14 protein-coding genes and 1 pseudogene are annotated in these 13,357 nt (G+C 44.7%); 5 read left to right on the top strand and 10 right to left on the bottom strand.

The annotated features are described in order from the left end of the window. The 6 genes and pseudogenes from AB4496_RS05275 to AB4496_RS05250 form a co-directional block, all read right to left on the bottom strand. A pseudogene (locus AB4496_RS05275) lies at positions 1-491 on the bottom strand (transketolase); the annotation flags it as partial. 10 nt (positions 492-501) lie between these two features. Further along, the gene (gene tal, locus AB4496_RS05270; RefSeq protein WP_102257557.1) at positions 502-1,455 is read right to left on the bottom strand and encodes a transaldolase; all 954 of its coding nucleotides are present in this window, start codon (positions 1,453-1,455) and stop codon (positions 502-504) included. Then, the gene (locus tag AB4496_RS05265; protein ID WP_017099279.1) at positions 1,452-2,195 is read right to left on the bottom strand and encodes an HAD family phosphatase; all 744 of its coding nucleotides are present in this window, start codon (positions 2,193-2,195) and stop codon (positions 1,452-1,454) included. The genes tal and AB4496_RS05265 overlap by 4 nt, the downstream gene beginning before the upstream one ends. A 53-nt stretch (positions 2,196-2,248) precedes the next feature. Then, a complete protein-coding gene (locus AB4496_RS05260; RefSeq protein WP_102257558.1) occupies positions 2,249-3,409 on the bottom strand; it encodes an iron-containing alcohol dehydrogenase in 1,161 nt (386 codons plus the stop codon). Positions 3,410-3,525: 116 nt separating this feature from the next. Beyond that, entirely contained in the window at positions 3,526-4,257 is a 732-nt protein-coding gene (locus AB4496_RS05255; protein ID WP_012603032.1) for a ribulose-phosphate 3-epimerase, read from the bottom strand. Between the two features lie 9 nt (positions 4,258-4,266). Beyond that, entirely contained in the window at positions 4,267-5,109 is an 843-nt protein-coding gene (locus tag AB4496_RS05250) for an HAD family hydrolase (protein WP_086050247.1), read from the bottom strand. Positions 5,110-5,320: 211 nt separating this feature from the next. Here AB4496_RS05250 and ulaR point away from each other — a divergent pair, with 211 nt between their 5' ends. After that, positions 5,321-6,097 (top strand): HTH-type transcriptional regulator UlaR, encoded by a 777-nt coding sequence (gene ulaR / locus AB4496_RS05245; RefSeq protein WP_009847985.1) that lies wholly within the window; start codon positions 5,321-5,323, stop codon positions 6,095-6,097. A 429-nt stretch (positions 6,098-6,526) separates the two neighbouring features. After that, entirely contained in the window at positions 6,527-6,739 is a 213-nt protein-coding gene (locus AB4496_RS05240) for a cold-shock protein (RefSeq protein ID WP_004735656.1), read from the top strand. A 325-nt stretch (positions 6,740-7,064) separates the two neighbouring features. Here the strand turns inward: AB4496_RS05240 and AB4496_RS05235 are convergent, their stop codons facing one another. Next, on the bottom strand, positions 7,065-7,931 hold the full coding sequence (locus AB4496_RS05235; RefSeq protein ID WP_029225400.1) for a YicC/YloC family endoribonuclease: 867 nt from the start codon (positions 7,929-7,931) through the stop codon (positions 7,065-7,067). Between the two features lie 248 nt (positions 7,932-8,179). On the opposite strand from AB4496_RS05235, the gene rph reads away from it, so the two are divergent. Beyond that, positions 8,180-8,896: a ribonuclease PH gene (gene rph, locus AB4496_RS05230; RefSeq protein WP_004735726.1), complete on the top strand. Its 717-nt coding sequence runs from the start codon at positions 8,180-8,182 to the stop codon at positions 8,894-8,896. Between the two features lie 105 nt (positions 8,897-9,001). After that, positions 9,002-9,643: an orotate phosphoribosyltransferase gene (pyrE, locus tag AB4496_RS05225; RefSeq protein ID WP_009847982.1), complete on the top strand. Its 642-nt coding sequence runs from the start codon at positions 9,002-9,004 to the stop codon at positions 9,641-9,643. 133 nt (positions 9,644-9,776) lie between these two features. Here the strand turns inward: pyrE and AB4496_RS05220 are convergent, their stop codons facing one another. The 3 genes from AB4496_RS05220 to coaBC all read right to left on the bottom strand — a co-directional run bounded on the left by AB4496_RS05220 (position 9,777) and on the right by coaBC (position 12,752). After that, entirely contained in the window at positions 9,777-10,757 is a 981-nt protein-coding gene (locus AB4496_RS05220; RefSeq protein ID WP_029223859.1) for a Kdo(2)-lipid IV(A) acyltransferase, read from the bottom strand. Between the two features lie 23 nt (positions 10,758-10,780). After that, positions 10,781-11,371, bottom strand: a complete 591-nt coding sequence (gene slmA / locus AB4496_RS05215; RefSeq protein ID WP_004741428.1) for a nucleoid occlusion factor SlmA — start codon at positions 11,369-11,371, stop codon at positions 10,781-10,783. Positions 11,372-11,510: 139 nt separating this feature from the next. Further along, complete coding sequence (coaBC, locus tag AB4496_RS05210; protein ID WP_102257559.1) at positions 11,511-12,752, bottom strand: bifunctional phosphopantothenoylcysteine decarboxylase/phosphopantothenate--cysteine ligase CoaBC; 1,242 nt, start codon at positions 12,750-12,752, stop codon at positions 11,511-11,513. A gap of 223 nt (positions 12,753-12,975) precedes the next feature. Here coaBC and AB4496_RS05205 point away from each other — a divergent pair. Beyond that, a partial coding sequence (locus AB4496_RS05205; protein WP_372130662.1) for a UPF0758 domain-containing protein occupies positions 12,976-13,357 on the top strand: 382 nt, incomplete at its 3' end.

Raw genomic sequence — 13,357 nt, 5'->3', positions numbered from 1 at the left:
TGAGAAATACCTTCCATCATGCAGCCGTCGCCCATGAACACGTAGGTGTGGTGATCAACAATATCGTGGCCTTCACGGTTGAACTGTTCAGCCAGCACCTTTTCAGCCAAAGCCATGCCGACACCGTTGGTGATGCCTTGTCCTAATGGGCCGGTAGTGGTTTCAATACCTGGAGCGTAACCGTATTCAGGGTGACCTGCGGTTTTACTGTGTAATTGACGGAAAGATTTGATGTCATCCATTGATAGCTCGTAACCAGATAGGTGTAACAAGCTATAGATAAGCATTGAGCCATGGCCATTCGACAAGATAAAACGGTCGCGGTCGGCCCAGTTAGGGTTGCTCGGGTTGTGTTTTAGAAAATCACGCCATAGAACTTCAGCGATATCGGCCATGCCCATCGGTGCTCCAGGGTGGCCCGAGCCTGCTTTTTGTACTGCGTCCATGCTTAGAACGCGAATAGCGTCGGCTAATTTAGTTCGTGTAATCATTATGCTTCTCCTACAGGCGTGCTTCGATCATGGTTTCTAATTTGCCTTGATCGACGGCAAAGTTACGGATGCCTTCGGCTAGCTTTTCTGTTGCCATCGGGTCTTGGTTCATCTCCCAGCGGAACTGTGCTTCAGTCATGGCTGTTGGTGTCTTTTTGATGGTGTCACGGTCGGCAAAGAGTAGGCGCTCAACAGAGCCTTCTTGTGCTGCAAGTTGGTCTAAAATTGCAGGGCCTATGGTCAAACGGTCACAGCCCGCTAATGCTAGGACTTCATCGGCATTGCGAAAGCTCGCGCCCATCACAACCGTGTTGTAGCCATGATCTTTGTAGTAGTTGTAAATTTCAGAGACTGAAACGACACCAGGATCTTCATGAGGAAGGTACTCTTTTTTATCGGTATTGGTTTTGTACCAATCTAGGATACGACCGACAAAAGGTGAGATTAAGAATACACCGGCTTCTGCACAGGCTTTGGCTTGTGCAAAGTTGAACAGCAGCGTTAGGTTGCAATTGATGCCTTCTTTCTCTAGCTCTTGAGCTGCTCGAATGCCTTCCCAAGTTGACGCTAACTTAATTAGGATTCGGTCGTTACTGATGCCAGCTTCGTTATACATGCCGATAAGCTTTCGAGCTTTTGCCAAGCTTGCGACTCTGTCGAATGACATACGAGCGTCAACTTCTGTTGAGATGCGCCCCGGTACCGTTTTTAGAATTTCTAAACCAATGTTGACCGCCAGTTTGTCTCCAGCGTCGATCAACTGTTGTGATTTGTCGTTGCTTTGTGCTTTTGCCCAAGTGATCGCATCGGCGATTAAGTGATCGTATTGCGGCATTTCTGCGGCTTTTAGTACTAGAGATGGGTTGGTTGTGGCGTCTTCAGGTTGAAATGCAGCAATAGCATCAATATCACCTGTGTCGGCAACGACAGTGGTGTGCTTTTTCAGTTGTTCTAATTTATTCATCGTTCATTCTCGGTAAGTTGGTTTATCAATTGCAGTAGCGTTTGATCATTCATCGAACTCAGCACCACGTTGGCTAGCGAGACATCGAGGTGACGAGTGAGCAAATTGGTTACTGCAACTGTTGGTATTCCTGCCGATCGAGCCGCCATAATTCCAGGAGGGGAATCTTCGAAAGCGATGGCTTGATGGGCAGATACACCGAGTTGTTCTAATGCCGCTAAATACACATCGGGATGTGGTTTCCGTCTATCTGAGGCAATGTCTTCTGCTCCGATAAAACAGTCAAAATAGGGTGTAAGGTTCAAACGATTCAGAATTGGCATGTAATGTTCAGCCTCTGAGCTGGTGGCCAGTGCAATGCTCAATGAGTGTGATTTAGCAAAGTCTAGATACTGACGGACACCTTCTCGTTCTGTTATTGAAGCAATTAATTGGTAGGCATGAGCGATCACTCGATCGCGAATTTGTGAATCGGACAGCTTTTGATTCGACGCTTTGTTGAATAGTTGATAAAGGTAGGTTGCTGGCGCTGAGCTCCCAACTAGGCCAGCAACCTGGAGTGGCGAAACTTCAACTCCGTATGGTTTTAACAAAGCTTCCCAGGCTTTGAACATACAGGTTTCGGTATCGACGAGAAGGCCATCGAAGTCAAAGACCAACGCTTTTAGGTTACTGGCAATGAATTCCTCTCTTTCCAATTTCAAAGCTGTATGACCTAAAGTGTTGTTCTTGCATTCCATGTTTCAATCTCCATTTTCTTTAATTATGACAAACGTGAATTTGTGACTGTCGCTTATTCAACCAAACTGGCCTGCAATACTTTTTTCATTTCGTCACCACTGGTTAGTGGTAGATCAAAGCAAAAAGCCGGCTCCAACTTTTGAACATCTTCTTTGGTGACACCGACTTGAGTTAAGTTCGATTCAAGACCGATACGTTCAAGGAATTTCACAAGAGCAGCCGCTAATGATTGAGCTTTTTCTTCGGTACTTCCCACAGCACCAAATAACTCAGCCACTTGAGCAAATCTCTCTGGTTGCTTGCGCCATTGAAGTTGTACATAAGCTGGATAAACCACTGCGAGTGTTAACCCATGTGGTAGGTTTGTTTTGCTACTACCTAAGATTTCGCCTAAAGGGTGTGGTGCCCCCGCACCGCCATTAGCTAGCGAGATCCCGCCAAGTGTGTCTGCTTTCGCGAGTTGGCAGCGGCCATGTAAATCTGCGCCGTTGTCGACAACACTCGGTAGGTGATCAATGACAAGCTTCATTGCTTCTAACGCCATACCATCAACAAATGGAGATGGTCGAGTACCCGTAAATGATTCAAACGCATGTGAAAAAGCATCAAATCCTGTCATAGCTGTCATACGTGGAGGCAGTGTCAGCATGAGCTCTGGATCGATTAACGCTTCACAAGGGAAAAATTCAGGGTGAAACAGTGTTAGTTTTGCATGTTGCTCAAGGTCGGTAATCACTGCCGCTTGCGTCACTTGAGAGCCAGTTCCCGATGTTGTAGGTACAGCGAACAAAGGTACGACTTTCGCGGGTAGTGGGTTGACGTCCCCAAACGGTGAATCATAAGTGGCAAACCAATGGGCCCAATCTAGAGACTCTGCATTGATCGTTGCCGAAATGATTTTTGCTGTATCAATCGATGAACCACCACCAATGGCCAAAACCACATCACAGTTATTTCCGATGGCCACTTGGCGGCCAAGTTCAACGACGGTTGTAGGCGGATTCGGTACGACACCATCAAAATGAGTCACTTCAATTCCTTGCTCTGAAAGCAAAGTAAAAATGCGGTCATAGGCTGGCTTTACTGCATCAAAAACAGGTTCGGATACTACTAGGCAACGTGTGCCATATTGAGCGATAAGCTGACCTATTTTCTGAATCTCACCCGCACCAAAGGTTAGCTTGGTCGGTTGATAGTGTTGAAACTGTGTCATGGTTTAATCCTTGGTAGTGGTGCCAAACCCGAGCATAGAGGGGGGGTAGGTTTAGCACCGTTATTTCTAGATTGCTGTGGCGCATCGATTCGATAGAAACTGCGCTAGGCAATTACTTAAACGGTTTCGACTTCTTTTGTGTCTGCCGCTGCTTTATCTTCCAGTTGGTCGATTGCTGCGCGGAAGTCACGAACGCCTGCTGTGATGCCGTCTTTGTGGCCAAAGATATTTGTCGATGCAACCATCACATCAATATCTTCATTAAGCAGTTCTTCGATGTTGTGGTTACGGATACCGCCATCTACACATAGCTCACAGTTAGGGTTGCGTTCGTTGATGAGTTCACGTGCTTCGCGGATCATTGCAATCGCAGATTTGCGCCATAACCACTCATCATCGCCATCAGTAATGCCGTGAATAACAATGTGTAAACGGTCTAGGTAGTAGATAGATTCTTTAACAAATGACACTGGCGTTAATGCACCAACGGTTAAACCAAATTTCATTCCGTGGTTTTGACAGTACTTAATGATGTAACACAGAGGAGCACCGATAAAATGCTCAGCTGGTAGAATCAGCATGTCTGCACCAGCAGCTGCGATTTTATCGATAAATAATTTGTCGCAATCTTTGAAGTAAGCGTGAACTTCAATTGGCTTTTCAGTGTAAGGACGAATGCCTTCAACAATTTGATGCCCCCCCATCAATTGTAGGTTTTTCAGGTCATGCATATCTGCTGCATCACAGTGGATGTAATCGGCACCAGCATCAGATACTTCTTTCACTACGTCTGCAATGTGGCCGTAATCTACGTGTGCTAATCCTGCGGCAATTTTTACTTTTTTCATGATTTATCCTTAGTAACTAAAAGTGTTTTGGCATGTGTGTTGGCCTTCTTGCACTATCAAGCGAAGGTACTGGCCAATTCCACAGCCGTTGTTATTGGTAACAATTAGATTAGCCATGCCTTTTAAAGCAGGGCTGGCATTAGCCATTGCGACAGGTTCTCCGACAAGTCGGAACATAGAGGCATCGTTGTCCCCATCCCCAAAAGCAATGGTGTTATGAGATGAAATTCTTTGGTCATTTAGCCACTGCTGAAGAGCGTGGCCTTTGGTGGCTGCTTTAGACGTAATGTCCAATTTATTCGGTGTTGATAAGTCAGCTTGGAAGTGCGTTTTTAAGGAATCTCGTAACTGGTTTAGAGATTCTTTGTCTTGGCTAGACACTAATACTTTGTATACATCGCCACTGCGAGCGATGAGTTCGGTCAGCGTTGGGATAATCTGCAGCTCCATTGCGGCATTAATAACCTCAGCCTTTTTTTCTAAACCCTTTGTATGAGTTGATTCTTTTTGAGCAAAGATGCCTTTACTTGAATAGATGGTGAAGGTGAAATGTCCATCATTCAGTAAGCTCAACAGACCCGTTAGTGATTCATGACTAATTGTGTGCTGATGTTGAACACGTTGTGTTTTAGGATCATAAATATAGGCACCATTGCAGCAGATGATTGGTAGCGATAATTGAAGTTGGTCAACATATGGCATCATCAGCTGGTGCGGTCTACCACTCGCCAAGCTCACCTGATATCCATTATTAACGGCAAGACAAATCGCTTGTTTGTTAGTCACACAGATCTGCTCAGCATCACTTAACAGTGTTCCATCTAAATCAATCATTACTGCTTGGTATTTCATTTTACTCTCCAGTGACTTCTCATGACGCAAGTTGACTATAAGTGGTCAAATGCGGTCACGTAAAGTCATTTTTGATTTATTATGAACAAAAGAATGGTTTTGATCACACATTTTGAGTCAAATTAATTCAAAAGAGTTCATTTCGAGAATCTAATTGCTCAAAAGTTCATAATGCGTCAAAATAATTCAAAAGAACTTAATGGTATGAACAATGAATGAAGCTCAGCGTCATAGAAGCTTGTTAGATCATCTAACGAGTCATACGTTTATAACGACAAATGACTATGTGAAGATGTTAGATATCTCTTTATCTACAGCTCGTCGGGACATTACAAAGTTGGCGGAAGAAGGGAGGCTGAAAAAAATCCGTAATGGGGCAGAGGTAATCAATTTTGACTCGTCCCTAGCCGCAACTCATGCACCAAGCAGCTTTATCCCCTGCGAAACAGATATAGAAAGCTATGTAGCGAAAAAGCGAATTGCTAAAGCTGCGGCAGATATGTGTGAAGAACACGACAGTATTATTGTGAGTGGTAGCAATACGACTTTTTTGATGGGAGAGCATTTAGCGCATCGTGATGTGCAAGTTGTGACGAATTTTATGCCATTGGCTTATCAGCTGATTAGTCAAGATCATCAAAGTATCATCATACTTGGTGGCCAATATCTACCCGAACGTCAGATCACTATTTCTCCAGATGAAGAAGCAGCAGATGACCATAAAAGTCGTTTTGTCTTCTTTACGGGTACGGGTGTTACGACAGCTGGTGTGCATACCTCTGATCTATTGGTCTATATGGCAGAGAAAAAGCTGCTGGAGTATGGTGATCGTATTGTGGCTCTGATAGATAGCAGCAAAGTAGGTAAGCATGGTGGGAAGTTACTCGCTACCGCTTCTCAGATTGACACATTGATTACAGATGACGGCGCTGACCCTAAGGTGCTTGATGCTTTACGAGAACTTGGTGTGAAGATACTGGTAGTTTAGTTTAGTTACGTGGAGAGTGCTGTTGCGGCGTTTGTTTTTGCTTTTGTCGTACTCTTGATTCTAGTAGAACATTATTACTGGCCGTGTGTGTGTTGTCCGAACCAAACCGCGGAAGAGTAAATTTCTTCAGATCATAGCTTTGTAAATGAAGTTCAGTGATGTTGTGGGGCTGAATAGAAGTTAATTGAACAAAAAATAGTCATTTTATTCAAATAACGCTTTACAACCTGGTCAGGATCACCAAGAATGTGCTTGCTCTGTTTTCAGGGTTATTAAATGAAACATCCAGTTGTAAAGTAAAACCCTTAGTATTGCTTCATTGTTATTCTCAGTGTTTCCCTTGGCTTCATAGATACATTAAATAATTCAAGCTTTCAGCGCATCGCACTTTTGGCGATTAATTTTTTATTTTTATATAAGGGACACATCATGTCTAACAAAACAAACGGCGTAGTAAAATGGTTTAACGAAGAGAAAGGCTTCGGTTTCCTAACTCAAGACAACGGCGGCGCTGACGTATTCGTACACTTCCGTGCAATCGCTTCTGAAGGTTTCAAGACTCTTAAAGAAGGCCAACAAGTGTCTTTCGAAGTAGAGCAAGGCCAAAAAGGTCTTCAAGCTGCAAACGTTGTAGCTCTATAAGATTTTAAGTCGACGCAGGTTGCATTAGCAACTTGCGTCACTTTCTCTCTCAAACCAGTTTTCCTTCAGTTTTACCGTAACACTCTTCTCCACTTGCAATACCTCCTCTAAATATTAAAAATCCTTTTGTACACCTGATCCGTTCTATCTATCGCTGTATCTATTTTTTGTGCTAAGTACATCTCCGGGTAATAATTTGCTCACTTAGTCATCCTGATTGTCATTATTGTGTCCATAAAAAAAGCCCCTAAAACTAGGAGCTTCTCTTGATCTAATCAACACTGATTCAGCTAGTGACTATCCACACTGTGTTACTGACGAACTGTTATTCAATGTTCTGGATCTGCTCACGCATCTGTTCGATAAGAACTTTAAGCTCAACGCCCGATGCTGTGATGTCTGTGCTGATAGACTTAGACGCTAGCGTGTTTGACTCACGGTTGAACTCTTGCATCATGAAGTCAAGCTTACGGCCACAAGCGCCACCTTTCTTCAGTACTACATTTGCTTCTTTCACGTGAGAGTCTAAACGGTCTAGCTCTTCTGCTACGTCTGACTTCTGAGCCAGTAGGATCAGCTCTTGCTCAACACGAGAACCTTCAAGTTCAATCTTCGCATCTTCAAATTTGGTAAGAAGACGCTCACGTTGCCATTCTAGGATCTCAGGCATGCGTGCACGAACTTTAACGACTTCTTCAGTTATTGCATCTAAACGCTGAACGATGAGCGCTTTCATGTTTTCGCCTTCACGAGCACGAGCGTCAATGAACTCTGCGATTGCATCGTTGAATGCTTCAAGTAGATCTTTGTTGATGGCATCCATGTCTTGCTCTGGCGTTTCCATTACGCCAGGCCAATTCATGATTTGGAATGGGTTCAGACGGCTGTCTTCACCTGTCATCGTCATTACTTGGTTAGCAGCACTGATTACTTGCTGAGCCAAACCTTCGTTAATGCTTAGCTCGCCTTTCGCTGCTGGGTTTGCTTCAAAACGTAGGTTACATTCAACCTTGCCGCGAGCTAGACGCTTACGGAAACGCTCGCGTAGGATTGGCTCTAAACCACGGAACTGTTCAGGCATACGGAAGTAAGTTTCTAGGTAGCGTTGGTTTACACTACGGATTTCCCATACTGCTGTACCCCAATCGCCTTTTACTTCTTTGCGCGCGTACGCGGTCATACTATAAATCATCGAATTTTCCTGTCTTTTATCATTCTGAAAATAACGCGCACGCATAGTATCACGATATGGTGTGCTCCCGAAGCTTGTCGCTTTTCACTATAAATAGCCTTTCATGATAAATAGCTTTGAACGGTAAATAGATTTGAAAGATAAACTGCTATATAATCTTGCCCCAATCAAAACTGTCTCACCCCTTTCTTAGGTGATGCACTCTTTCGATAGTAAATCACTTCAGACTGTTAATAAGGTAGATACCAATGCGTCCAAATGACCGCGCTGTAGATCAAATTCGTCCAATTAAAATTACTCGTAACTACACAGCTTATGCTGAAGGTTCTGTATTAGTTGAGTTCGGCAACACTAAAGTTCTATGTAATGCGACGGTAGAAGAAAACGTACCGCGTTGGTTAAAAGGCCAAGGAAAGGGTTGGGTAACGGCTGAATACGGCATGCTTCCACGTGCAACGCACACTCGTAACCGTCGTGAAGCGGCGAGCGGCAAGCAAGGTGGTCGTACGATGGAAATCCAACGTCTGATCGCGCGTAGCCTACGTGCTGTTGTTGACCTAAAAGTAATGGGTGAAATCATGATCACTGTCGATTGTGATGTTATCCAAGCAGACGGCGGTACTCGTACTGCTTCTATCTCAGGTGCAAGCGTTGCAATGGCTGATGCTATCAACAGCCTACTAGCAAGCGGTAAACTGAAAAAGAACCCGATGAAAGGCCATGTAGCGGCAGTTTCAGTGGGCATCGTTGGGGCACAAGCATTGTGTGACCTTGAGTACGTTGAAGACTCAGCAGCAGATACCGATATGAACGTTGTAATGACGGAAGACGGTAAGATGATTGAGATTCAAGGCACCGCAGAAGGCGAACCGTTCAGCCACGAAGAGCTGATGCAGCTTTTAGCCCTGGCGAATAAGGGCATTACCGATATCGTCGAAGCGCAGAAAGCTGCGTTGGCCGATTAGTTTCTAGATAGCTCCCACATTGGGGGCTATTTTTTTGTCTGCAAAACTCGAAAGGGTGGTGCAGAGCGTAAGTTAAGTTTTATTGGATAAACGTAGAGGAAAAACATGAAAGCATATCAACGTGAATTTATTGAATTTGCACTAGAGAAAGAAGTACTTAAGTTTGGTGAGTTTACTTTAAAGTCTGGCCGTAAGAGCCCTTACTTCTTCAATGCTGGATTGTTTAATACAGGTCGTGACCTAGCACGTTTAGGTCGCTTCTACGCAGCAGCATTAGCAGATTCAGGTATTGAGTTCGACGTACTATTCGGCCCTGCATACAAAGGCATCCCAATCGCAACAACAACAGCGGTTGCACTTGCTGATCACCACGATGTGGACACGCCTTACTGCTTCAACCGTAAAGAAGCGAAAAACCACGGTGAAGGTGGCAACCTAGTCGGTAGCGAACTTGAAGGTCGCATCATGTTAGTGGATGACGTGATCACTGCTGGTACTGCGATTCGTGAGTCGATGGAAATCATCCAAGCAAACGGCGCTGATTTAGCGGGTGTGCTTGTTGCTATCGACCGTCAAGAGAAGGGCAAAGGAGAGTTGTCTGCGATTCAAGAAGTTGAGCGTGACTTTGGTTGTGCGATTATCTCAATCGTTAGCCTGACTGATTTAGTGACTTTTCTTGAAGAGAAAGGCACAGACGCAGCACATCTTGATTCAGTAAAAGCGTACCGAACTCAATACGGAATCTAATTCGTAAACTGAAGAAGTTGAACCTAATGGTTTAGTGCCTTAGGTTTAGAGCTTAAAAAAGAAAAATGCCCGAGAGATGAAACTCTTTCGGGCATTTTTTTACTTAAATCTTATTGGACAGAACAAGGCTCGCTTACTTGTAACGAATGCCTTTTTCCGCTTCTGGATCTTCCATGGTTTTGAAGCGCTTGTGTAGCCACATCCATTGTTCTGGGGCTCTTAAGATAATCTTCTCAAGATAGCGGTTCATATACGCTGCTGCCGCTTTTTCATCTTTCTGCGGATAGTTATCTTCGATTGATTCGTCGGCCATGATTTCATATTTTCCGTCGGCATTTCTAAAGCCAGACCCAATAACGACCGCGCATCGACTGGTGTAAGCCAAAATGCTGGTTCCAGTGGTGGTGCTTGCATCCTCTACTGCAAAGAAAGGTACGAATACAGATTTATTGCGACCGTAGTCATGATCAGGGAGGTAGAAAAGGGTCTCACCTTGTCGCAGTCTTCGGATCATACGTTTTACGTCTTTACGGTGAACTAGACGGTTGCCGTTTTGAGTTCGACCGCGGTATTGAATGAACTCATAAGCTGGGTTGTTATGCGGGCGATAAACACCTAGGCCAGGAATACCCAAGATCGGCATTGCTCGGGCTGTGATCTCTAGATTCAAGGCATGAACACAACATAGTAGAACGCCTTTACCGTTAGCCTGATGACTACGAAGAACTTCGGTATCTTTATCAACTAGGATGCGCTTGAAGCGCCATGTTGGCCAAAACCACGTAATACCGGTTTCAACCAATGCCATACCAGTATTTTTAAAATTCTCGCTGACCATTGCCGCGACTTCATCTGCTGGCTTATCGGGGAAGGCTAATTCCAAGTTACGTGTCGCTACCGCTACGCGTTTTTTTCCATAGCGGGCACCAAGAGCACCTAACGAACGGCCTAATAGTAGTAATACTCGGTAAGGTAGAATGTTGACTATAAAAGCCAGTAACCCAAAGCCAAACCAAACTCCCCAATATTTAGGGTGCAGTAGTGCTAGGGTAAAAGGTGGCTTATTAATAACGTGTTGTACCGTGCTACTTGCAGGAGAGTTTTTCGTCGTCATAACCATCACTTAAGATATTGAGTTTACTTAATCTGAGCGCTGAGTAGAGCCCAATAAGCATCAAAGTTTTCTGTCGGTTGATATTTGAAGTCCGAGCGAACAAATCGATTTAAACTTCCTTCAACCTGACCTAACAATTGAGCCGCTAAGATTTTTTCATCAACCGGGAATGACTTCCCTTCACGAAGCTTTCTTTCTCGTAGAATTTGACGAAGTTGTGTCTCAATACGTTCGAAAAGCTGATTGATGCGATCGCGTAGGCGTTCATTTTCAAACATTAGAGCATGACCCGATAAAATTCGAGTCAGGCCTGGGTTACGTTCTGAGAAAACCAAGATAAGTTGTAGCACTAGGCGTATGCGCTCTAGTGTGTCTTTCTCTTCATCTAGAATACGGTTGATTCGAGACATCAACGCTTCTTCAATGAACTCGATCAAGCCTTCAAACATGCGAGCTTTGCTTGGGAAGTGGCGGTATAACGCAGCTTCAGAAACACCAACTTGCTTGGCCAACTTTACCGTTGTGATACGAGAAGCGCCTTCGGTCGATTCCAACATTTGTGCTAGAGCTTGCAGGATTTCTTCACGACGGTTTGATTTTCGAGTACCGGCCATCTATTTACTTCCTTTCCTAAAGATGAGGATTGAGTGAAGAAGGATTATAAACACCATTCAATTCTGTTCCTAGTTTTGTAAGACCTAGGTCAACAGAATCGAGAGGTGTCAGCGTATTGTCAGGGTAAAATTTGTGCGTTTATACGTCAATAAGCTGTTGGATCTGATTAAGGATCTGGAAACCAAGAGAGTTTTTGCTATCTAGAGGTAGAGATTTATCGCCACCTTTCCAATAAAGGTGCAACTCATTACTACTGGTATTGAAGCCTTGGCCTTCGACAGAAACGTCGTTGGCGCAAATCATGTCGAGGTTCTTTCTTTCCAATTTTCCGCGCGCATACTTCTCGACATCTTGAGTTTCTGCTGCGAAGCCGACAGTAAATGGACGATCTTCGATCATTGAGGCAACGGAAGCCACAATGTCTGGGTTCTTAACCATTTGAATGGTCATGTCATCTTTACCATCGACTTTTTTAAGCTTCTGGTCTGCAATGGTCTCTGGGCGGTAATCAGCAACCGCAGCGCAGCTGATGAAAATATCATGCTGAGCAGCATTGGCATTCACGGCATCAAACATCTGTTGTGCGCTGTCTACATCAATGCGATTAACCTGATTTGGTGTCGCGAGTGATACAGGGCCACTAATTAGAGTTACCGTAGCACCTTGTTTCGCGGCCGCTTCAGCCAGTGCATAGCCCATCTTGCCCGAGCTATGATTGGTAATGTAACGAACTGGGTCGATCGCTTCGCGAGTTGGACCCGCAGTAATTAACACCGAACGGCCAGTCAGAGGTTTAGGTTGGAAGAAGTCTTCACAACGATGGACCAGTTGCATTGGCTCTAACATACGCCCCATACCAACATCGCCACAGGCCTGTTCACCAGCTGCCGGACCCCAGATTTCACATCCACGACGTTTTAGCGTTGCGATGTTCTCTTGAGTTGCAGGGTGGCTGTACATTTGTTGGTTCATTGCTGGGGATACCGCAACTGGCGCATCGGTTGCTAAAACCAAAGTGGTCAGTAGGTCGTTACCCATGCCTGCGGCCATACGCGCAATAAGGTCTGCGGTTGCGGGTGCTAATAAGACTAGGTCAGCCCATTTCGCCAGTTCGATGTGCCCCATGGAAGCTTCAGCAGCAGGATCAAGCAAACTATCAGACACTGGCCTTCCAGAGACAGCTTGCATGGTGAGAGGAGTAATGAACTCCTTAGCCGCATTAGTCATGACGACTTGTACCTGCGCACCACGTTCGATTAAGCGTCGAGTCAGTTCGGCACATTTATAAGCTGCGATACCACCACTAATGCCAAGTAGGATTTTTTTTCCAGCTAGGCCTTGTTGGTCAGCGTTATCCAGTTGATTAACCAATGTTTGCATGATTCTGTTCCTTAATTTCTCTGGGACTAACGATATCAGAACAAAGGATTAGTGCCTAGAAGCAGAATTGGAACAGGTTTGACACTCATCAAGTTGATGTTATCAAACTTATCAATTACACGGTTTTGCTAGGCATTAGTCTTCTTTATAACGCAGTGGAAGCTCTCCGTAGACAAACGGTTTAGGCTGATGGATCGTATTCATCACCCTAGATAGCCTTTATATGCCTATAAGTAAAATGCCTGTTGAGTCGATGCCAAGAGAAAAGTTACTGAGTAGAGGCCCCGACTCCTTAAGTGATGCGGAGTTGTTAGCGATATTTCTTCGAACGGGCACACAAGGAATGAATGTTTTAGAGTTATCAGACAAGTTGATCAAAGATTTTGGTTCGCTTCGCCATCTTTTTTCTGCAACGGAGGCTGAGTTTTGTGCCCATAAAGGGATGGGGCAGGCGAAATATGTCCAGTTGCAGGCTGTTTTGGAGATGACGCAACGTTATTTGGCCGAGACTTTATCTCGAGGGGATGCACTAACTAGCCCAAGTCACACCAAGTTGTATCTTTCGAGTATATTGCGTGATCGCCAGCGAGAAGCCTTCTATATAC

The organism is Vibrio sp. 10N.222.46.A1, from assembly GCF_041473595.1.
Classification (GTDB): Bacteria; Pseudomonadota; Gammaproteobacteria; order Enterobacterales; family Vibrionaceae; genus Vibrio; species Vibrio tasmaniensis_A.
The sequence above is the reverse complement of the archived record's forward strand: the minus strand, read 5'-3'. Positions and strand labels throughout refer to the sequence as shown.